The organism is Deinococcus malanensis (assembly GCF_014647655.1).
In the GTDB taxonomy this organism is placed as follows: Bacteria; Deinococcota; Deinococci; order Deinococcales; family Deinococcaceae; genus Deinococcus; species Deinococcus malanensis.
On sequence record NZ_BMPP01000002.1, the window covers coordinates 194,469 to 215,029 of the forward strand.

15 protein-coding genes are annotated in these 20,561 nt (G+C 65.3%); 6 read left to right on the plus strand and 9 right to left on the minus strand.

All coding sequences use genetic code 11. The annotated features are described in order from the left end of the window. Nucleotides 1-54 precede the first annotated feature (54 nt). Nucleotides 55-681, minus strand: a complete 627-nt coding sequence (gene lepB, locus IEY49_RS03360) for a signal peptidase I (protein WP_229780605.1) — start codon at nt 679-681, stop codon at nt 55-57. A 131-nt stretch (nt 682-812) separates the two neighbouring features. Between lepB and IEY49_RS03365 the strand changes: the two genes are divergently transcribed. Next, entirely contained in the window at nt 813-1,145 is a 333-nt protein-coding gene (locus IEY49_RS03365) for an FKBP-type peptidyl-prolyl cis-trans isomerase (RefSeq protein WP_189004552.1), read from the plus strand. An 89-nt stretch (nt 1,146-1,234) separates the two neighbouring features. Here IEY49_RS03365 and IEY49_RS03370 read toward each other — a convergent pair whose 3' ends face one another. Beyond that, entirely contained in the window at nt 1,235-1,441 is a 207-nt protein-coding gene (locus IEY49_RS03370) for a hypothetical protein (protein ID WP_189004554.1), read from the minus strand. A 137-nt stretch (nt 1,442-1,578) separates the two neighbouring features. On the opposite strand from IEY49_RS03370, the gene IEY49_RS03375 reads away from it, so the two are divergent. Further along, entirely contained in the window at nt 1,579-2,517 is a 939-nt protein-coding gene (locus IEY49_RS03375) for a nucleoside hydrolase (protein ID WP_189004556.1), read from the plus strand. Here IEY49_RS03375 and IEY49_RS03380 read toward each other — a convergent pair. After that, nucleotides 2,514-2,960 carry a M67 family metallopeptidase gene (locus IEY49_RS03380; protein WP_189004558.1) on the minus strand — a complete coding sequence of 149 codons (447 nt, stop codon included), beginning with the start codon at nt 2,958-2,960 and terminating at the stop codon, nt 2,514-2,516. The genes IEY49_RS03375 and IEY49_RS03380 overlap by 4 nt on opposite strands. Nucleotides 2,961-3,053: 93 nt before the next feature. Between IEY49_RS03380 and IEY49_RS03385 the strand changes: the two genes are divergently transcribed. Then, nucleotides 3,054-6,272 (plus strand): DNA translocase FtsK, encoded by a 3,219-nt coding sequence (locus IEY49_RS03385; RefSeq protein WP_189004560.1) that lies wholly within the window; start codon nt 3,054-3,056, stop codon nt 6,270-6,272. Nucleotides 6,273-6,482: 210 nt separating this feature from the next. Then, nucleotides 6,483-8,156: a fasciclin domain-containing protein gene (locus IEY49_RS03390; protein WP_308424633.1), complete on the plus strand. Its 1,674-nt coding sequence runs from the start codon at nt 6,483-6,485 to the stop codon at nt 8,154-8,156. Between the two features lie 60 nt (nt 8,157-8,216). Here the strand turns inward: IEY49_RS03390 and IEY49_RS03395 are convergent, their stop codons facing one another. The 3 genes from IEY49_RS03395 to IEY49_RS03405 all read right to left on the minus strand — a co-directional run bounded on the left by IEY49_RS03395 (nt 8,217) and on the right by IEY49_RS03405 (nt 11,260). After that, a complete protein-coding gene (locus IEY49_RS03395) occupies nt 8,217-9,053 on the minus strand; it encodes a metallophosphoesterase family protein (RefSeq protein WP_189004564.1) in 837 nt (278 codons plus the stop codon). A gap of 217 nt (nt 9,054-9,270) precedes the next feature. After that, the gene (locus tag IEY49_RS03400; RefSeq protein WP_229780606.1) at nt 9,271-10,542 is read right to left on the minus strand and encodes an ABC transporter permease; all 1,272 of its coding nucleotides are present in this window, start codon (nt 10,540-10,542) and stop codon (nt 9,271-9,273) included. Further along, on the minus strand, nt 10,526-11,260 hold the full coding sequence (locus tag IEY49_RS03405) for an ABC transporter ATP-binding protein (protein ID WP_189004566.1): 735 nt from the start codon (nt 11,258-11,260) through the stop codon (nt 10,526-10,528). The genes IEY49_RS03400 and IEY49_RS03405 overlap by 17 nt, the downstream gene beginning before the upstream one ends. Nucleotides 11,261-11,547: 287 nt before the next feature. Between IEY49_RS03405 and IEY49_RS03410 the strand changes: the two genes are divergently transcribed. Continuing rightward, nucleotides 11,548-12,054, plus strand: coding sequence for a transcription initiation factor IIE subunit alpha family protein (locus tag IEY49_RS03410; RefSeq protein WP_012693589.1), 507 nt, complete (start codon nt 11,548-11,550; stop codon nt 12,052-12,054). 73 nt (nt 12,055-12,127) lie between these two features. On the opposite strand, the gene pulA is transcribed toward IEY49_RS03410, so the two are convergent. Then, the gene (gene pulA / locus IEY49_RS03415; RefSeq protein WP_189004568.1) at nt 12,128-15,802 is read right to left on the minus strand and encodes a pullulanase-type alpha-1,6-glucosidase; all 3,675 of its coding nucleotides are present in this window, start codon (nt 15,800-15,802) and stop codon (nt 12,128-12,130) included. 119 nt (nt 15,803-15,921) lie between these two features. Here pulA and IEY49_RS03420 point away from each other — a divergent pair, with 119 nt between their 5' ends. After that, a complete protein-coding gene (locus IEY49_RS03420; protein WP_189004570.1) occupies nt 15,922-16,251 on the plus strand; it encodes a cyclic-di-AMP receptor in 330 nt (109 codons plus the stop codon). Nucleotides 16,252-16,325: 74 nt separating this feature from the next. On the opposite strand, the gene polA is transcribed toward IEY49_RS03420, so the two are convergent. Together polA and glmM are read right to left on the minus strand one after the other, a co-directional pair. Beyond that, nucleotides 16,326-19,097: a DNA polymerase I gene (gene polA / locus IEY49_RS03425; RefSeq protein WP_189004571.1), complete on the minus strand. Its 2,772-nt coding sequence runs from the start codon at nt 19,095-19,097 to the stop codon at nt 16,326-16,328. 96 nt (nt 19,098-19,193) lie between these two features. Next, the gene (gene glmM, locus IEY49_RS03430; protein WP_189004572.1) at nt 19,194-20,522 is read right to left on the minus strand and encodes a phosphoglucosamine mutase; all 1,329 of its coding nucleotides are present in this window, start codon (nt 20,520-20,522) and stop codon (nt 19,194-19,196) included. Nucleotides 20,523-20,561: the final 39 nt, after the last annotated feature.

Genomic DNA, 20,561 nt, shown 5'->3' on the forward strand with positions numbered 1-20,561 from the left:
TACCAGCCGAATGTGAGGATCGCCCGGAGCCCTGGGCCTGCACAGCGGTCGCCGTCAGTTTCCGGAGGCGTCCGGTCCCACCAGGCTGGGACGAGGCCACAGACGCAGGTTGGCCGGGCCCGCCGAGTCCCGCAGGTGCACCAGACCATAGGCGCGGCTGTCCAGGCTCGCCCCAAGCTGGCGGTTGTCTCCCAGGACCCAGACCTTCCCGGGCGGCACTGTCACCGGCGGCTGGTCGTTCATAAAACCCTCGCTGCCGTGAGGATCAGGCGCAACCCGGCCATTGACCACCAGGCGGCTGTCCTCGATCGCCACCGTGTCACCCGGAAGGCCCATCACCCGCTTGATGTTGTAGGGGCGGTACCGGATTCCCCACCGCGTCTCGTAGCTGTAGGGACTGTCCGCTGGTCCTTTGAAGATCAGAACGTCACCCCGCTTCGGATACGGGGTGGGGACTCCCCAGGCCTGCAGCCAGCGGGGATATTTGAGCAGCACCAGCAGGTCGCCATGCTGTAGCGTACGCTGCATACTTTCGCCGTCCACCCGCGCCAGGGTGCCCACAAAGGTCGTCAGCAGATACACCGGCAGCAAGGCGCCCACAATCCAGGTCCGCCAGGCGGCCCGCAGCTCGTGACCGAAACCATGCCGCGCACGAGAGGAGGAAGGGGGCGGGACCGGCACGGCAGGCAGGCTAGCAGAGCCGAGAGCGGCGCTGCGCGGACCCACTCTGTCCTCAAACAGCAAGGCCGGCACCTTCATGCACACTTCAGACTGTGGCGGTTCGTCCTGGGGAGGCGGGTAGTCTGACCCCCATGACCGCCGAAGGACTGATCGTCGATAAGTACCATGAGGGCACCGGACCCGCCGCCCAGGCTGGAAAAATGGTGCGGGTGCACTACACCGGCACACTGGAAAACGGCCAGAAGTTCGATTCCAGCCGCGACCGGGGCGAGCCCATCGAGTTTCCGTTAGGCGTCGGTTACGTCATTCCCGGGTGGGATCAGGGCATTGCTCAGTTGCGGGTGGGAGACAAGGCCAGGCTGACCGTGCCCGCCCACCTGGGCTACGGAGCCGCAGGCGTGCCCGGAGTGATTCCAGGTGGCGCGACCCTGATTTTCGATGTCGAGCTGGTCGACGTCCGCTAAGCACCAGAGGCGGAAACCAGATCCATTACCCGGGGGCCGGACGTCATTGTCCGGCCCTCACGCATTGCGGGCGGGTGAGGGTCTGTGCCCTACTGGCTCTCTTCGTCCGAATCGCTCTTCCCCGTGTAATTTCCCTGTTCGTCCAACAGGCCTTGCTGGTCGGTGGTCATGCTGGTCCCAGGGCTGTCCTGGACCACTCCACGGTCACTCTGGGGCAGGTGGGCAATGTCTTCCGAATCGGTGCTGCGCTGCCCCTCGGGACGGTCGGGGTACTCGTCGCTGTGGCGTCCAGTCATGTCGGTACCCTAGGTTGCCTGCCCGTGGGCCAGGGTGTGGGGGGAGTCAAGAGACATTTACGTGGCCAACGAGAACCGCCACTTCAGCACCCTGACGCAGTCAGCACGCAGGCTCAGTCAGCATCTAGACTCTGCTGGTGACCAAAACTCCCCTGCACGTGATTCTGGACGGCGACCCGGGCCTGGACGACGCTGTGGCGTGGCTGCTGGCGTTGGCCAGTCCCGAACTGAAGGTGCTGGGCGTGACCACCGTGCACGGAAATGTGGATCTGTCGCTGACCACCCGAAATGCCGGAGTGACACTGGCCCTAGGCAAAAGCACCGACGTGCCCGTCTATGCCGGGGCGGACCGGCCGCTGATCCGCGAGCTGATGGGCGCGGCTGCGGTTCATGGGGACACGGGTCTGCCGGCCAACGGACTGCCCGACCCGTACCGTGAACCAGAGGCGGAACACGCCGTGAACTATCTGATCCGAGCGGCCCGTGAACAGCCCGGGGAAGTGACACTGATCGCCACCGGGCCACTGACCAATGTGGCGCTGGCCTTCCGCATGGAGCCTGCCTTGCCGCAGCTTCTGCGTGAGGTGATGTGGATGGGCGGCAGCACGGCCCATGGCAACCGCACCCCGGCAGCCGAATTCAATGTGCTGGCCGATCCACATGCCGCAGATGTCGTGTTCAGGTCAGGAGCAGCCCTGCGAATGGTCGGACTGAACGTCACCATGCAGTGCGTGGCCACGCCAGACCGGGTCGAGGCCCTGCGTCAGCTCGGCACGCCGGTGGGTCTTGCCTGCGCCGAGATGCTGACGTTCTACGCGGCAGCCTACCGACGTCGCTACAACCTGAGCGGCGGCGCCCTGCATGATCCGCTGGCAGTGGCGGCTGTGTTGTGGCCTGACCTGCTGACCTGGCAGGCCATGCACGTGGAAGTGGATACCCACGAGGGCGCAGACCTGGGCCGCACCGTGTGCGACCTGTATGGCGTGACGGGAAAGCCCGCCAATGCCCGTGTGGCTGTCGGCGTGGATGACCCGACCTTTTTCAGTCGGCTGCTCGAGCGGCTCTCGCGTTTCTAGGAGGGCCGCTCGGGAATGGCCTTTCCACCGGCTGCCTCCTCGCCGCCCACATGCAGCGGCACCCGCCTGCCTTCCGGCAGCAGGTAGGCACACAGTACCTGTCCGGCCACGTCTGCAATCAGGTAGGGCACCGGATAGGCCGCGAGCCGGGTATCGCTCAGGCTGGGCGAAGCCGGGCCACGCGGATGGCTGTGGTACAGGGCCACCAGACTCAAGCCTTCTCCCTGCATGGCCCGCAGGGCTCGCAGCAGCTGTCCCGGGTCCGCCAGATACTCGCGTTCAGGGTCCGCGGCAATGTTGGCCAGCGGGTACAGGGTTTTCGCGTGGGCCACCCCGGTATCGACCCTGCCGCCCAGAGCTCCCACGCATTCGTGCGGCCACGCCTGACGCGCCTGGGCCCACAGGGCGTCGGCCAGAGCGGCGGGCAGGTTCAAAGCCAGCATAGGTGCACGCTCAGTATGCCGCGCCCGGCCCGGCGAACGTGAGAAACCTCGTGCTGGCCGATGCGCGGCGGCCAATAAGGTACACTGCGCCCCATGGCGAAGGCTCGTACAAAAGCGGCTCCTCCGGTAAATAGATTTGATGGAGAAGCGCTGGGCCTGGTGCTGTTTGCGCTGGGTATTTTTCTAGGAGTAACGCTGCTGCTGCCTCAGGGTGAGGCAGGCGGGTTCATGACGCAGGCCAACCAGATGCTGACCGGTCAACTGGGCTGGGCAGCGTTTCTGCTGCCGGTCGTGCCGGTGGCGTTTGGCGTGCTGGTGTTTCTGGGCCGGGATCTGCGCAATCTGACCCGGCGGGTTCTGGGCGGTGCGGTGGTGGTGTTCTCCCTGCTGGCGCTGCATGAACTGGCGCAGCCGGGTGCAGCGGGTCAGCTGGCTGCCCAGGCGATGGCCCCGCTGTTCCGCGCCCTGAGCTACGCGGCGGCGCTGCTGCCGCTGGCGACCCTCACGCTGGGTCTGGAAGTCATGCTGCGCATGACGCCTCTGAGTATGCTCAAGGGCTTTTTCCGCGCGGTCAGTGTGCTGCTGGGCGGCGCGAGCGCCAATGTGCAGGGCGCCATCGAATCCCGTCAGGAAGGCCGCGAGTCGGCACGCGCGCGTGGCGGGGTACGTCAGGGACTCGCGGCATATGCCCGGGACCTGGAGGCCCTGCGCCGTCACTATCCGCTGGCCCGCGAACTGCGCGACCAGGCCCAGGAGGTCAAGGCCGCGCAGCGGGACCTGCGCACCCTGGACGAGGCCGGACTGAAAAATCTGGAACGCGATCTGGCCGGCTGGCGTGAGGTCACCACGACCTTCGTGGGCAATGCGGCCCGCGACCTGCGCGAACAGGTCAGCGCTGAGGCCCCCGACGCCGGTGCCGACGCGGAAGCGGTCGCCAACGAGTTACGGGCCGGACGACACGAGCTGAGCGTCGAACTGCCCAGCACCATGGCCAGTGCCGCTCTGGAACGCCTACGCCGCTCGATGGTGCTGGATATCCAGAGGCTCGCGCAGCGCGCAGGCAAGCTGGAACGCGAGCGCAAGGCGGCCGAAAAGGCTTTACAGAACCCCGATATTGCCATCCTGATCCGGGAGGATCCAGCCCACCGCGACCGTGTCCGGGCGTGGCAGGAACTGGCGGAGGACTTCACCAGCTGGCGCTCGCGTGCCCAGGATTATCCCGGCTGGCCGGACCTCAGCGCGGCCTTTGACCGCGCCCCTACCGAGGTGGCCGCCCAGCTGGCAGAGGCCATCGCGGCTGACCCGGACGGCACCCTGTCACAGCCGGAAGAATGGCGCGCCCGGCTGGCACGCGCGCAGGACGAGGCACGTCGGCGCGCCGAGGCCATGATTTCGCAGCCAAGCGTGGCCGCTTCGGTGCCCGCGCCGCCCACCCTGGACTTTGATTTCAGCGACCCCACAGGTTCGGAACTGGCCACAGCCATGCCGGTGTCCGAGGCCGCCCTGCCCGGGGTGGCCGCCATGGCAGCTGTGCCGCTGGCTCCCTGGACCCCACCAGCCCAGACCCGCACCGCCGTCACCGAGCCGTCCACCGGCTTTGATCCGTTCGCCGACCTGGACGAGGACGAGGACCTGCCATTCGGGCCGTCGGGCTCTCCTCCACCCCGCCCACAGGCTGCTCCCCATCTGGCCGTAGAGGCCCTGACCCGCACCGCGCAGCTCAGCAATGTGCAGCCCAGCGTTACAGAGGCCGACACGACGGGCGCGGCAGTACAGCGCGCGCCAGCCCATGGCCCGGCCACCAGCGACGCTCCCTGGGCCAGCACCGAGCCCGAGTCGCGCGCCAGGGTCGGCGCCATAGACCTGGCCCTGCCGGGATATTCCCTGCTCGACCCCGTGCCGGCCGCCGCCCTGAACACCGCACAGCTTGATAGCTCTGCGCGGCAGCGGGCGGGGCTGATCGACGAGACCCTGCGGCACTTCAACCTGCAGGCGCGGGTGGTGGACTTTGCCCGGGGACCGACCGTGACCCGCTATGAGATCGAGCCGGCCCCCGGCGAGAAAATCAGCCGTATTTCCGGGCTCAGCAACGATCTGGCACGCGCCCTGGCCGTCGGGGGCGTGCGCGTGGAGGCCCCGGTGCCGGGCAAGAGCGTGATCGGCCTGGAAGTGCCGAATGCCGAGCGCGAGCCGGTCACCTTTCACCAGGCAGCCGCAGCGCCCAGTTTCCGCGCCACCCGGGCCAAGCTGCCGATCATTCTGGGCAAGAGCATCGACGGAGAACTGATGGTGGGCGATCTGGCCAAGATGCCCCACCTGCTGGTGGCCGGCAGCACCGGCAGCGGCAAGTCGGTGTGTGTCAACACGCTGATCACCTCACTGCTGTTCAAGTACCTGCCCACCGAACTGCGCTTCCTGATGATCGACCCGAAAATGGTGGAGCTGACGCCATATGACGGAATTCCGCACCTGGTGCGCAGTGTCGTGACCAATCCGGTGGATGCGGCAGGCGTGCTGCTGGGCGCTGTGGCCCACATGGAACGGCGCTACAAGATGATGTCGCAGGTGGGTGCCAAGAACCTGGAGCAATTTAACGCCAAGATGCGCCAGACCGGCGAAACCGAGTTGCCGCATCTGGTGATCATCATTGACGAGTTGGCTGACCTGATGATCACCTCTCCCAAGGAGGTGGAGTCGGCCATCATGCGTCTGGCCCAGATGGCGCGCGCTACCGGCATGCATCTGGTCCTGGCCACCCAGCGGCCCAGTGTGGATATTCTGACCAGCCTGATCAAGGTCAACGTGCCGGCGCGCATTGCGTTCGCGGTGAGCAGCAGCCACGACTCACGGACCATTCTCGACACCATGGGGGCCGAACGGCTGACCGGCATGGGCGACATGCTGTTCTATCAGCCTGGACTGATCAAACCGGTCCGTTTGCAGGGACCATACATCTCTGAGGTGGAATCGGCCCGCATCACCGATGAGCTGCGGCGCCAGGTCTTTGAAGATGCGTTCGTCGAGGCGTACGGGTCGGACTTCGAGGGCGGCATCGAGGCCAGCGGGCCCACCGCCGACAAGACCAACATGGATTTCAGCGATCCACTGCTGCGACAGGCAGCCCAGATCTGTATCGAGGAAGGCCAGGGCAGTGTTTCCAGGCTGCAGCGGCGTCTCAGTGTGGGACATGCCCGCGCCGGCAAGCTGATGGACATGCTGGAGGCCATGGGCATCGTGAGCAAACATCAGGGCAGCAAGCCCCGCGACATCCTGGTTGCGGAAGCCGACCTCGCAGAGTACTTCGGGCGGTAGCATCCAGCACCGTCGGACCTGTCTTAAAATGAGTATCGAATGAGTTACCCCCTAACTTAGGGGGGCTTTTTATTTAGCAGATCTGTCTGAAATCTGGTTGATGTTGCAATTCCACGGACCATAGGCAAGATTAAGGACCGGCATTTCAATTCAGTCTTTACACGAGGTGAGTTCATGAAAAAGCAAACTAGCCTAATTACTCTTGGTCTGATGCTCGTCACGCCTGCCCTGGCCGGCGGTGGCGGTGCACCAGCGACCAAGGCCGCTGCGCCCGCGTGCCGCAGCATTGCCCAGATTGTCATGACGGACCCGAACTTCAGCACCCTGGCCACCGCTGTCGAAGCTGCTGGTCTGTCCCAGACGCTGATGGGCGGTCAGTTCACTGTGTTCGCGCCAACCAACGCCGCGTTCGCGAAGTTGCCCAGTGACCGACTGGCTGCCGTTCTGAACGACCCCGAGATGCTGCGCAGTGTCCTGACCTACCACGTTGTGGCAGGCAAGGTCACCGCCAAGCAGGTCATGGGCATGAAAGCCGGCAAAACGGTTCAGGGCGCCAACGTCAGCATCATGACCAGCGGCAACCGTGTGATGGTTGGTGGCGCCACCGTCACTCGCGCTGATGTCATGGCCTGCAACGGCATCATCCACGTGATCGACACCGTGCTGATGCCTCCCATGGCCGCTGCTCCTGCTGCAGCTCCTGTCACCGCTGCGCCTGCGACCACCACTACGACGACCACGACCGTGACGACCACGGCTCCGATGGCGTTTGATATCACCAAGATTCCCGCCACGCCTCTGAGTGGCGCAACCGTCAGCACCACCGGAACGGCCACGACGGCCACCACGACCACCGAGACCGCCACGACGGAAACCACGACCACCGAGACCGCCACGACGGAAACCACCACGGAAACGACCGAAACCACTGAAACGGCCGTGGCCGGTGACACCCTGTATGACGTGATCGTCTCTGACGACCGCTTCAGCACTCTGCGCGACCTGCTCAGCGACGCTGAACTGACCGAGATGCTGACCAGTGGTGAGTTCACCATCTTCGCTCCGACCAACGAAGCGTTTGAGGCTCTGGATCAGGATCAGCTGGCCCTGATCGCCAGCAACCCCGAAACCCTGCGCCTGGTGCTGCAGTACCACGTGGTCCAGGGCCGCGTGACCGCTGAGCAGCTCTCCGGCAACCAGGCACTGACCACCGTGCAGGGCGCCACCCTGACCCCCGCTCAGGGCGTCAGCGGTCAGCCTCTGACCGCCAGCAACGGCACCATCTACGTGGTTAACCGCGTGTTCCTGCCCCAGGGCCTGGTTATCCCCACGGCACCGGCTGGCGAGGCGACCACGGCCACCACGACCACCGCGACGACGACCACTACTACCACTCCAGCTGCCCCCGCCACCACGGCCACGGCGCCTGCGACGACCACGGCCACCACGTCGACCATCACCTTCACCACCAGCACCCAGCCCATTTTCGCGAGCCTGGTGGCCAACCCGCTGTACACCACCCTGGTTGACCTGCTGCGTGCCGCCGGCCTCGAGCAGATGCTGAGCAGCGGTGACTACACCATCCTGGCACCCACCAACGAGGCGTTCGGCCGTATTCCTGCTGCTGACCTGACGGCGCTGCGGGCCAACCCCACCCGCCTGCGTCAGGTGCTGATGGGCCACATCATCCCCAGCCGCGTGACCGGCACGGCCATGGGCACCGTCACTGAGCTCAGGACCTCCGGAGGCGCGACCCTGACGGTCCAGCGCGGAGGAACCCCCGCGGTGACCCGGATCGGCGACGCCACGCTGCTGATGACTGGTGCCATCGAAACCAGCAACGGCCCGATCTACAGCATCGACACCGTGTTGATGCCCCGCTAAACCCTAAAGCAAATGGTGCCCAGACGCATTGCGCGCCTGGGCACCATTTGCTGTGCCTGCTCACTGAAAAAGTTGCAAAAACGTGGCCCAGGTCGATGGCGTACGCGGCAGGTCACCCTCCTCGGTCCACTGCCAGAACGGGGTGTACAGACTGCGGGCGGTAATCACCTCGTCCCGGAAAATCTGTGCGCTGAGTCCAGTGCGCAGCAGGCCGCTGGTCTCAAACCGGCGCAGCACCCCCTGGCGGTCATACGGCACCGCTCTGAGCTCCGGCACCCAGCCCTGCGCTGTGACGCTCAGCAGCAGGTACTGCGCGCGGGGGTCACGGTTGGCCGGCGCGCCCACCGCACCGGTGTTCAGCACCAGAGTGCCGTCGATCGTAGCCTGCGCCGGGCGGTGAATATGAGAACCCACCAGCACTGCGGCTTCGTTTTTCCCCTGTGACCGCAGAGCCTGAACGCGGTCCACCGGGGTCTTCTCACTGAGGCTTTCGCGGTAATGGTCGGCCGTGCCGTGGGCGATCCGCACGTCGGGCAGCTCAGGGTGAGACACGGTCAGGGCCATCGGCCAGTCTGCTGGCACGTGCAGCAAGCCTGCACGGTCCAGCTGACGGGCACTCCAGTCGGTGGCTCCCCAGAAGGGATCGGCGAACCAGTCTGAAGGCAGCGTCTCGCTGCGCTGCTCCCACAGGCGCAAGAGGTCGTCGTGGTTGCCCAGACTGAAGGACACGCCCGGCTGCCCCAGGAGAGTTTCCATGACCTCGACCGAATCCGGTCCACGGTTGACCACATCGCCATTCACGATCAGGCGGTCAGCGCCGTGCTGCCGGAGATCAGCCAGCACGGCGCCCAGGGCGTCGGCGTTGCCATGAATGTCTGCAATGATCGCCAGCCGCATCTCAGCTGAAGGTAGCAGGCTCAAAGAGCAGACAATGGGCCTAGAGGGTGGGGAAACCTACACCGGCGCCCCCACCCTCACCCGAACTGTCATAAAGGCCGGGAGTATCTCGGTGGCTCCACGGCAACACGCCCATGAGTGGGCTCTACGTCCAGCGCGGACTCCTTTCCTGTCCGCCCCATGGTGCGCTGGTCCGCGCGCCAGCCAGGAGCCCCGATCAGTTGCGGAAAATGACCTCTTCCCGGTTAAAGCTGCGCAGCGCCAGCACACTCAGGATCAGGGCGCCCAGCAGGTTGGCCAGCATGGCCAGCAGGACGTGCGGAGCTGTGACTGCCCCCCGAACGGTATCCAGGATGGCCAGCATGCCTCCAAACAGCGGGAGGGCATACAGCCCGCTTTGCAGGTCCAGAAATTCGCTGAACTGCAGCATGACGGCGGGAATCACGATCGCCATGCTCAGGGGAGCGATGTAGGTCTGCGCCTCTTTGAAGCTGCGGGCGTAGATCCCGATGGCGATAAGGGCAGCACTGATCAGGAGCGCGGCGCTGATGCCGACTCCCAGCAGCGCCACGGCGGAGCCCAGCGTCAGGGACAGCTGACCCCCCATGGACTGTGCAATCTCAGCGCCTGCACCTTCCTGACGACCGGTAAAAGCCCGCACCGCCAGACCGCTCAGCAAAAAGCCCACCACACTGAAGCACGCACTGGTCAGCGCGGTGATCGTCGTGGCCAGCAGCTTGCCCGCCACCACCTCGGAGCGGCGGACCGGAGCCACCAGCAGGCTTTCGAGGGTGCCTCTTTCCTTTTCACCGGCGGTGGCATCTACAGCAGTCGCCATGGCCCCAGCCAGGATGAACTGAAGCATCAGCATGGGCACCAGAAAGGCCAGTTGCCCACTGCGCTGTGCCTGCTCAAGACTGGCGTCTACCGGCCGCACCGTGACCGGTGTCAGGGCCTGCTCGCTCAGGCCCAGAGGCTTTAAGCGCTCCAGCGTCAGCCGACGGTTGTACCGGTCAACCACCTGAGTCACCTTGATTAGGGCGCCGGACTGTGCGCGGATGCTGCCCAGCTTGGCATACACCTCCAGCGTACCGCTGCTTTCTCCAGCCCGGGTTGGCAGGGGTGCCGGAGCACGCAGGGCAGCCTCGACATCGCCATCCTGCACGGCCAGTCGGGCGTTCTTGACCGGCACCAGGGTCACGCCCGCACGCACTACCTGACCGTCGGGAGCTTTCTCATCGCGCACCAGTTCGGCCCGCAGGCCCGGTGGCAAGACGCCGACCACCCCGACCTTCTGCCGCTCCTGCTGCTGACCGCCGATGAAACTGCCCAGCATCAGGGGCAGCCCCAGGGTGAACAGCGGGATCAGGATCAGGGGCATCAGGATGGTCGCGTTCAACGTGCGTCGGTCGCGCAGGGTGGACAGCAGGTCACGCAGGGCAATCCGCCAGACCATCGGCCAGCGCAGGGCCTCAGACCGCACAGGCATCCTCCCTCCTGACCAGCGTGAAAAAGGCCTGCTCCAGGTTGTTCTGGCCCGTGCGGGCCAGAATCTCGGAAATGGTTCCAAGCGTCAGCAGCTGACCCTGGTGCAGGATGGCCACCCGGTCGCACACCTCCTCGGCCTCGCTCATGACGTGGGTGGAATACAGCGTGAGCCGGCCGGGGGCCCGTGTGGCGTGCACGAAGTCGAGCAGGGTGCGTCTGGCGAAGATATCCAGTCCGCTGGCCGCCTCGTCCAGAATCAGGACCGTCGGGTCGTGAATCACCGCGCGGGCAATCACCACTTTCTGCTTCATGCCGGTGCTGTACTCGCCGGCGCGCACATCCAGCGTGCGGCCCAACTCCAGCTGGTCGTCCAGCTGGGCAATGCGCGCCTCGGCAGTGTTCCCGTTCAGCCCGTACAGTCCCGCAAACGAGCGTAGCACCTCCCGGCCGGTGAGCCGGGCAGGCAGGCCCATCCCCCCGTTGACCACCCCGATCATGCGCCGGACCGCTTCGGGCTGCCGGGCCACATCGTGCTCCCCCACCCAGACATGCCCTGAGGTCGGGCTCAGAAGAGTTGCGAGGATACGTAACAGCGTGGTTTTTCCGGCCCCGTTGGGACCCAGCAGGCCAAACACCTCGCCTTCGCCGGCCGAGAACGACACCTCCTTGAGGGCCGTGAACTTTCCGTAGGTCTTGGTAACGTCCTGAATATCCAGCATGAGGCTCCTTGCGCGAAGACAAATCGTAATCTGCGTCCTCTTCCTTTACGTGCCAGACACCCTGAAGGTTTCAGTAAGGTGACGCAGGATGTGGCGACTACATGAGCATCTGGATGACGGTCCTTGTCGTCGCCTCATGCAAAATGAGAAAAAACCTGAATATAATAGGAAAGTTGCACACACGGGCCCCACTCCCGGAGCCCGCGGCGTCCCCGCTTCTCTTTTCCCCTTTTTCTGCGTCCGGGCCGAGTTCCAGTGGCCTGGTCTGTAGTCCCCCGGAGGCTTTCATGTTTAACCCCCCTACCCTGGAAGACCTGCAAGAAACCCGTCGCGCCAATGAGAAACTGGTTCTCAAGGCGCTGGAAAGCAAACCCGAATGGGTTGAGACCGAACTGGCCAAGACGACTGGTCTGGCCCTGTCGCACCTGCGCGCCGCACTGGCCAGCCTGCTGGACCAGGGCCGTGTACGCCGCCTGCCGGGAACCGGCACGCGCGCGGTCTATGGTCTGGCTGACCCTGGTCTGGCCGACGTGCCCGCCACCCCGCTGACGGCTGATGCCAAGCGGATTCGTGACTACCTGGAAGGCCGTGCCGACAGCGCGCTGTACATGAGTGAGCAGCTGCGCATGAGCCGCGAGGACATCATGACCGCGCTGAGCCTGCTCAACGCGCACGGAATGATCACCTGCACCTTCGTGGGCAGCCTGGTGATTTTCCGCCTGAAGGAAACCCAGGCGCTGGGTCAGGAGCAGAGCGCTCCCGAGAAGGCCACCAAGAAAAAACAGGTTGCCTGAGCGGTCCTTTCGGATAGCCTAGATAGAGAACCAGCCCGCCCAATCAACCGGGCGGGCTGGTTCTCTGCTGGGTTTAGCGTCCTACAAACACTGCCGTGGTCAGCGCTGGCACCGTCACACTGTTGCCTGAGGACTGACTGCTCTTGACGGTCGCGTCCGTGCTGGCCGCCAGTACCGGATGCAGGCGCAGATTCAGGCCGGTGAGCTTCGCGTCCGTGTAGGTCACGGCCTTCCCACTGGCGTTGAAGACCACCACGACGTGTGGGTAGGGATTGGTCGCCGACACGGCGCCGCTGAGCTTCATGACGATCAGGCCCGGCGTCTGCTGCGGACCGACGTTCAGGAAGGTCAGGTTCTGCTGAACCTCCTGGGTGGTCGCCATGCGAAACAGCGTGGAGGAGTAACGCACGCGCAGCATCTCGCGGTAGTGGTCTGCTGCCCGGGTGATGTCGGCTGGGGTGACCTTCAGAGCTGCGTTGGCGAGCAATGGGCGGTACAGGTCCCAGTTCGCAGCGTTCTTCTCGGCGGGCGGCAGGCCCTTGCCAAAGCCGTTGGTCTGGCGGGTGAAATCCAGCGTGTTAAACCAGTCGCCACTGTTGTAGCTGTCGGTGTCGAAGGATTTGCTGCGCAGGATCTCGTCGCCCGCGTAGCTGAAGGGCAGACCCTGGCCCAGCAGAATCAGGCTGTGGGCCAGGTTCTGCATGCGCACACGCTGGGCGCTGTTGGCAGCAGCGGGAGCCTTGAGCAGCACGGCATCCCAGAGTGTCTGGTTGTCGTGCGCGCTGGCGTAGTTGATGGTCTCGCGCGGTGAGGAGGCGTACCCGACCGGCGCGGCACCGTAGGCCAGGTCCGCACCCTTGATGGTCTGGCCGGAGGCATTCGTGAAGCGGTAGTCGCGCAGGTTGCCGCTGAGGCCCACGCGGATATGATCGGCCAGCCGCAGGGCCGCGTCACGGTTGGTGTTCTGGGGCAGGCCGTTGGGCAGGGTGAACAGCCCGGTCGCGAAGCCCTGGTCACGCAGGCCGCCGAAGGGGTTGCCGCCCCGGATGGCGTCGCGGATACGGTCGTTGAAGGTGCCGATGCCCTGACCGTACACGTTGAGCTGCGTGGCATTGACGCCGCGTCGGTTCTTCTCCACTTCCCCAAAATCCCAGCCCTCACCGTACAGGTAGATCTGCCGGCCGTCCACGCCGTCTTTCTGCACGGTCAGGGCGTCCAGGGCCTGTCGGGCGGCCTGCATGTCCGCGAGCATGTGGTGGCCCATCAGGTCAAAGCGGAAGCCGTCGACCTTGTAGGCGCGGGCCATCAGAACCAGCGTGTCGACCATGAGCCTGCGCATCATGGTGTGCTCGGTGGCGGTGTTGGCGCAGCAGGTGGAGGTCTCCACGGCGCCGTCCGCGTTGAGGCGGTGGTAGTACCCCGGCACGATCCGGTCGAGCACGCTGCGCTCGGCCTGCCCGCTGGCGTTGGTGTGGTTGAATACCACGTCCTGCACCACCCGCAGCCCGGCGTTGTTAAGTGCCATGACCATCTGGCGGTACTCCAGGATGCGCTGGTCCGGGCGAACGGCGTAGCTGCCTTCCGGCACCATGAAGTGGTAGGGGTCGTAGCCCCAGTTGTAGGGGTCGGCGTCCTTTATGGACGTGATAGTCTTCTGCTGCTCCTCGCTATTGGGCGCCAGCCGGCTGAGGTCCGGGGTGAACTTCCACTGTCCCTTGTCCTCGTTAATGGTGGCGATATCGAAGGTGGGCAGTAGATGCACGGCCTTGAGCCCCGCATCGGCCAGGGACTTGAGGTGCTTCATGCCGTTGCTGCCGGCCTGCGTGAAGGCCAGGTAGGTGCCGCGCTGGGCCGCCGGAACACTGGCATCGGCCGCGCTGAAGTCACGCAGGTGCAGTTCGTAGAAGCTGAGGTCGGAAACCGAACGCAGCGCAGGTTTGCGCAGCGCGGCCCACCCGGCCGGCGTATGCGCCGCGTCGCTGAGATCCACGAACAGGCTGCGGGTGCTGTTGAGGCTCAGGCCCACGGAATAAGGGTCGGTGACCAGATTCGTCTCGACCTTCCCGGTACTCGGGGCAAACACCTTGACCTCGAAGCGGTAGCCCATGCCTTTCCAGCCCGCGTCTCCGGTGGCGGTCCAGACGCCCTGGGCGCTGCGTGTCATGGGCACCGTGCGCTCACCCGTGCCGTCGGCCTTCGAGACGCGCAGGGCCACGTTCTGAGCGGTGGGAGCCCAGAGGTGAACCGTGGGCTTCCCGCCCTGCCAGGTCACGCCCAGCGGCCCATTATAGGCGTAAAGGTCATCCAGCGCCCGCGCCGTCTGCACGCTGGTGGCGTCCAGCACGATGCCGTCCGGCATCACCGAGGACACGGCGAGCTGACCACGCAGCGCCTCGGGCAGCCGGGCGCGGTCCTCAGCCCGCACCTGCAGCAGCTTGTAATTCGCCAGATGTGGCGTGCGGGTGCGCTGTGCAGCGGTGAGCCCTCCAGGCACCTCCTCCAGAGTCAGGGTGCTGCCCCCCTGGATGCCGGCCGGAGTGAGGCTCAGTCCGGCATTCGGGGCGGCATGCAAGGTCAGCAGGGCCCCGGGCTGCACCAGCTCAGGCTTCACGGCAATCAGGTCGCGTGACAGCATGATCGCCTGCTGGCGCATCAGGTCACCCACACGGCGAACGGTGGTATCCGGGCGGGTGGTGTGAAGCGTCGGCTGACCGCTGACAATCCAGGCCTGCTGCCCCTGTTCGCGGTTGAGGAACAGGTCTGGACCCGGGTCCTTCTCGTCGCCCTTGTGGATAATGAATCCCAGCTTCTTCCAGTCGGTTTTCATTGGCACGTCCCAGTACACTCCAAAGCTGCTGCGGCCAGTCTGGTTGAGGGGCTTGGTCCATTCGACGGTGGCGGTGGTGTCTTCCCAGGCGTGCAGTCCCCAGCCCTCGTATTTGCCGTCGGGACGGTAGTAGTTGATGCGGGTCATGCCGGCCGGTACAGGCGGGTCGGCGCTGACATAGGCAAAGTCGGCCTTGCCACTGGTCACCAGTACCTCGCGGCCCTTGGTCAGGTCGGCGAACATATCAGCACCGGGGTCCTTTTCGTCGCCCTTGTGCACAATAAAGCCCACCCTGGCGGCGCCGGCCTTGAGAGGCACGTCCCAGTACGCGCCGCCAGCGTCCACGCCGGTCGGCACCAGGGGTTTGGTCCATTCGACGGTGGCGGTGGTGTCTTCCCAGGCATGCAGTCCCCAGCCCTCGTACTTGCCGTCCGGGCGCAGGTAGCGCACCCGCAAGACGCCCTGGGGCACTCCCTGGGCCGGAGCCGTGGCCGCTGCCTTCGCTGGCGCCGCCTGAGCCACCGGCGTCTTGGAAGCGTCCACGTTCAGTGGCGCGCCCTTGGCATAGGCGACCAGCGTGCTGCCGGATTTGACAAACAGTTCGCGGCCCTTGGTCACGTCGATCCAGAGGTCCACGTTATGGTCTTTCTGGTCACCCTTGTGGACGATGAACCCGACTTTCTGGGCCCCGGCTTTCAGTGGGATATCGAAATAGGCACCCCAGTCGTCCTGGCCGACCGGCGCAAGAGGCTTGGCCCAATCGACAGTCACCGCCGTGTCCTCCCAGGCATGCAGTCCCCAACCGGCATACGCGTTGTCGGCGCGCTGGTAATGCACCCGGGCCACATTGGCGGGCAAAGAGGTTTGCGCCGCAGCCGAAGCTGCCAGCACGACCGTCAGAAGGGTCGCCAGTTTTTTCATATATCCAGAATTGTAGCGCTTCCAAAACCTACCCGGACTACAGTGCGGCTGGATATTCTGCCTTGCCCAGAAGGAATGAAGCCTGTGACACTTTCTACCGCTCTGGTATGCTCTGGGGCATGAAGCTTGTGCTGGCCGTGATTCAAGACGCCGACGCCACCGCCCTGGTGCGTGTCCTGTCCGAAAACGCCTTTGAGGTCACCAAGCTCGCCAGCACCGGCGGGTTCCTGCGTGAGGGCAACACCACCCTGATGATCGGGGTGACCGAAGAACGCCTGGGCGAACTCAAACGCCGGGTTCAGCAGACCTGCCGCTCCCGCACCCGGCTGGTGGCCCCCAGCGTACCGATGGGCGAACAGCATGAAGGGCTGGCCAGCGACCCGGTCGAGGTTCCGGTGGGAGGCGCCGTGATGTTCGTGATGGATGTCGCTGAGTTCGTCAAGGTCTGAGACAGCCAGCTAAGCGCGGCCGGCTGCTGTATGGAGCCCCGGCCGCGTCTGATTTCCTGGTCCTGTTCTGGGTGTTATTTCGTGTCGAACCAGTTGGGCCCCACGCCCACCTCTACCGCCAGCGGCACGCTGAGCTTCGCGGCGCCCTCCATGACCTCGCGGGTCACCCGGGCCACGTCCTCGGCGCGGTGTTCGGGGGCCTCAATCAGCAGTTCGTCGTGGACCTGCAGCAGCAATCGCCCACCCAGCGCCTCCAGTTCGCGGTCCAGTCGGATCATGGCGTGCTTGATGATGTCCGCGGCCGTGCCCTGGATGGGCATGTTGTAGGCCAGCCGCTCGCCAGCCTCGCGGACATTCCGGTTGGTCGCCGCCAGTTCCGGAACGTAGCGCCTCCGGCCATACAGCGTTTCGACGTAGCCCTGGGTGCGCCCGAATTCCAGCGTCCGGTCGATATAGCCGCGAATGCCGGGGTAGGTACTGAAATACGTCTCGATAAAGCCGGCAGCTTCGGCGTATGGGATGCCGAGCTCATTGCTGAGGCGGTGGGCACTCATGCCGTACAGCACGCCGAAGTTGACCGTTTTCGCTGCGCGGCGCTGATTGGAGGTAATGCTGTGTTCCTCCAGCCCCAGGACCTGCGCGGCCGTGCGGCGGTGAATGTCCGCGCCCTCACGGAAGGCCTGCTGCATCAGGGGATCGTCGGCGATATGGGCCAGCAGTCTGAGCTCGATCTGCGAGTAGTCGGCACTGATCAGGCAGTACCCCCGGTCAGCGATAAAGCCCTTGCGGATCTCGCGGCCGATATCGCTTCGGATCGGGATGTTCTGCAGGTTGGGGTTGAGGCTGCTCAGGCGTCCAGTGGCCACGGCCGTCTGTGCGAAGGTGGTATGCAGCCGTCCGGTGCGCGGATTGACCAGACTGGGCAGAGGGTCAAGGTAGGTGCCTCGCAGTTTATCCAGCTCGCGGAATTCCAGAATCAGTGGAATGACCGGGTGCTCATCACGCAGAGGCTCGAGGGCCGCTACGGCCGTGGACCGCTTACCGGTCAGCTTGGTCTTGCGACCACTGGCCAGCCCGAGTTCGTCGTACAGCACCGTTTCGAGCTGAGATGGGCTGCGCACGCTGAATTCATGCCCCACGTGCTGGTAGATCTCGGCTTCCAGCGCCGCCAGGCGGGCAGCAGCGGCGCCTGCCAGGCCCTGGATATACTCGCTGTCCAGGCGCACGCCCCGCACTTCCATCCGGGTTAGGACCGCCGCGAGCGGCTTTTCCATTTCGGAATAGAGCTTCGTGCGCGCCTCGTCAAGCTGAGGAGGCAGGTCCCGGAGCAGCCGCGCCGCAACCGTCGCCCGACCGGCAGCGTCCGCAGGCCAGGGCATCCCCAGATACCGGGGCGTGACCGTGGCCATGGTGGTGTTCGCGGGGTCGAGCAGGTAGGCGTGCAGCAGCGGGTCGTCCCCCGGATCCACCGCGGTTCCCCGAACGCTGAGGTGAGCAGCGAGCGCCTTGGCCCCGGCGGCCGTGACCGCCCGCTGCCCGATGAATTCGGCCTCGCTGACGGTGTCGGGATACCTTGCGGCCAGCTTCGCGGCGGCCTTTTCCGCCTCGCGCCGGGCCTTTTCCTGGGCCTTGAGCTGCGCCTTGGTGGGAGGCGCGGCACCTTCGGGGGCCAGCATGCCGTCAAACAGCGACTCTTGCGCCGCACCTGAACCGGTCTGACGTTGATCCTGCTTCAGGACCGGCGCCACGCGTACCACACCTGCCCCCTCGGCCTCTGTGGTCTCAAACGTCGCGGCGGCGGTCAGGTCAGCGGTCAGGTCATCTTCACGCGACAGCACGTACCCCCAGACCACGCCTGCCGCTGGGGTGCGCCACGGAGCCTCGACCGGAGTTTCCAGCGGGCCGGCGGGTTCGGGGCGCGCGACAGCTTCTGCGTCGTGGATGCTGTCCGGAACCTTCAGATCGGCGCCGGAAGCCGAGTTGAGGGCCAGTATGTCGCGCCTCACCGAGTGCAATTCCAGCTCGGTCAGCAGTTCGTCGAGGCGGGCCGGGTCACCCGGGAGGCGGCCCACACCGAAATCCACCTCCAGCGGCAGGTTCGTGACCATGCACGACAGCTCGTGGCTGAATTTAACCGCTTGTTCGGACTCCAGCAGTTTCTGACGGGTTCCGTCGGGCTTCAGGGTGCCGGCCCTGGCGGCCTCGTAGATGCCTGTCAGGCTGCCGTATTCCTGGAGCAGCTTGGCCGCCGTCTTGGGTCCGATGCCTTTGGCGCCGGGAATGTTGTCACTGGCATCACCGGTCAGCGCGCGGTAGTCCACCCACTGACGTACGGTGACCCCATACTTTTCGAGCACCTGATCCGGTCCGATCAGAGAAAAGTCGTTGGCAATCACCTTGACGTGATCGTCAAGCAGCTGGTAGGCGTCGCGGTCACTGGTCACGATGCGCACCTGCATGCCGCTGCCCTCGGCCTTGCGGGTCAGGGAGGCGATCACATCGTCCGCCTCGTATCCAGGTTCCTCCAGCCGGGGAAAACCCAGGGCGTCGACCAGCGCCCGGATGCGGTTGATCTGCCCCGGCAGGTCCGCCGGGGTCTCGGCGCGGCCGGACTTGTAGCCGTCGAACTGTTCGTGTCGGAAGGTCTTGACCGGCGGGTCGAACACCACGATCACCTGATTGGTGCGCTGCCTGGCCAGACGCAGGGTCATGCGCAGGAACCCCAGAATCGCGTTCGTCGCCTCGCCCCGGCTGTTGGTCAGGGGCGGCAGCGCAAAGTACGAACGGAACGCCAGCGCGTGACCGTCAATCAGCACCAGCGTGTCGGGGATGGGGGACGTGGTCATACCGGGCATTCTACCGGGCCGCCGCATTCTTCTGAGAACAGAACGCAACCGGGACAGGAAGTACCCTGTCCCGGAACGAAGCGATGTAGCCGCGGCTCAGGCCTGACCGCGCGCCTCGACCACGCTGGCCAGGACGCGGGCCACCTCGTGGATCTCGGTGGCGTCCTGGCCCTCGACCATGACGCGGATCAGGTTTTCTGTGCCGCTGGGGCGCAGGTTGACGCGTCCTCTCCCCGAGAGGCGCTCCTGAGCCTGCTGCACCGCCTGCTGGACCTGATCGTCCATGGCGATGGCCTTCTTGTCCTGCACACGCACGTTGACCAGGGTCTGGGGGTACATCACAAGGTCGTCGTGCAGGGCGTCGAGCGTGGTGCCCAGCTTCTTCATGCTGGCCAGCGTGAGCAGCGCAGTCAGCACGCCGTCACCGGTCGGCGAGATGTCCAGGAAAAGCACGTGGCCGCTCTGCTCGCCGCCCAGACTCAGCCCTTTCTCGTGCAGGCGCTCGTGCACGTAGCGGTCGCCGACCGCAGTGCGCTCCAGCGGTATTCCGGCGTCCTGCAGCTTGGCCTCCAGGGCCATGTTCGTCATGATCGTGGCCACCACCGCCTGCTCGCCACGGGCACGGGCGTTGAGCAGCAGCATATGGTCCCCATGCACTACCTGACCACGTGAATCCACGAACAGCGCGCGGTCGGCGTCACCATCGAAAGCCACCCCGAGGTCATACTCGCCCTCGCGTACGATCTGGCGCAGATGGTCCATATGGGTGCTGCCGCAGCCCCGGTTGATGTTGCGCCCGTCGGGCGTGGTGTAGACCGCAAAGACGTCAGCCCCTGCGGCCTGGAACACCTTGGGCGCGACCCGGTAGGCCGCGCCGTTGGCACAGTCCAGTGCGATTTTCAGGCCGCGCAGGTCCGGAGCGTGGCTTTTCAGGAAGTCGGTGTACAGGCGCTCAGCCTCGGTGTAGTTGGTCACGCTGCCCATCGCCGTTCCCGTCAGCGGCTCGAAGCCAGGAACCTCATCGATGGCGGCCTCGATCTGATGCTCGGTGGCGTCACTGAGCTTCTGGCCATCTGCCCCGAAGAACTTGATGCCGTTGTCCTCGTAGGGGTTGTGGGAGGCGCTGATGACAACCCCGGCATCCGCTTTCAGGTGCCGGGTCAGGTAACTGACGCCGGGGGTAGGCAACACTCCGACGTGAATCACGGTGACGCCCCGGCTGGTCAGGCCGGCAGCGAGCGCGGCTTCGAGCATGTCACCGCTCTGGCGGGTGTCCTTGCCAATCACGACGCGGGCCTGCGGATTGACGCGGCGCAACACCTCACCGGCAGCGGCACCCAGGCTCATGACCCAGGCGGATGTCAGGGGAAATTCTCCGGCCACGGCCCGCACCCCATCGGTGCCGAAATACTTGCGTTCACTCATGCTGCGCGCATCATACGCCCATGAGTGACGTGAGTAGCT

Bases quoted from the DNA above. Each gene is read 5' to 3' on its own strand.
- pulA (WP_189004568.1), bottom strand. From the start codon at position 15,802: ATGAAAAAACTGGCGACCCTTCTGACGGTCGTGCTGGCAGCTTCGGCT.
- IEY49_RS03370 (WP_189004554.1), bottom strand. From the start codon at position 1,441: ATGACTGGACGCCACAGCGACGAGTACCCCGACCGTCCCGAGGGGCAG.
- IEY49_RS03410 (WP_012693589.1), top strand. From the start codon at position 11,548: ATGTTTAACCCCCCTACCCTGGAAGACCTGCAAGAAACCCGTCGCGCC.
- IEY49_RS03400 (WP_229780606.1), bottom strand. From the start codon at position 10,542: ATGCCTGTGCGGTCTGAGGCCCTGCGCTGGCCGATGGTCTGGCGGATT.
- IEY49_RS03420 (WP_189004570.1), top strand. From the start codon at position 15,922: ATGAAGCTTGTGCTGGCCGTGATTCAAGACGCCGACGCCACCGCCCTG.
- IEY49_RS03385 (WP_189004560.1), top strand. From the start codon at position 3,054: ATGGCGAAGGCTCGTACAAAAGCGGCTCCTCCGGTAAATAGATTTGAT.
- IEY49_RS03365 (WP_189004552.1), top strand. From the start codon at position 813: ATGACCGCCGAAGGACTGATCGTCGATAAGTACCATGAGGGCACCGGA.
- IEY49_RS03405 (WP_189004566.1), bottom strand. From the start codon at position 11,260: ATGCTGGATATTCAGGACGTTACCAAGACCTACGGAAAGTTCACGGCC.
- IEY49_RS03380 (WP_189004558.1), bottom strand. From the start codon at position 2,960: ATGCTGGCTTTGAACCTGCCCGCCGCTCTGGCCGACGCCCTGTGGGCC.
- IEY49_RS03395 (WP_189004564.1), bottom strand. From the start codon at position 9,053: ATGCGGCTGGCGATCATTGCAGACATTCATGGCAACGCCGACGCCCTG.
- glmM (WP_189004572.1), bottom strand. From the start codon at position 20,522: ATGAGTGAACGCAAGTATTTCGGCACCGATGGGGTGCGGGCCGTGGCC.
- polA (WP_189004571.1), bottom strand. From the start codon at position 19,097: ATGACCACGTCCCCCATCCCCGACACGCTGGTGCTGATTGACGGTCAC.
- IEY49_RS03390 (WP_308424633.1), top strand. From the start codon at position 6,483: ATGCTCGTCACGCCTGCCCTGGCCGGCGGTGGCGGTGCACCAGCGACC.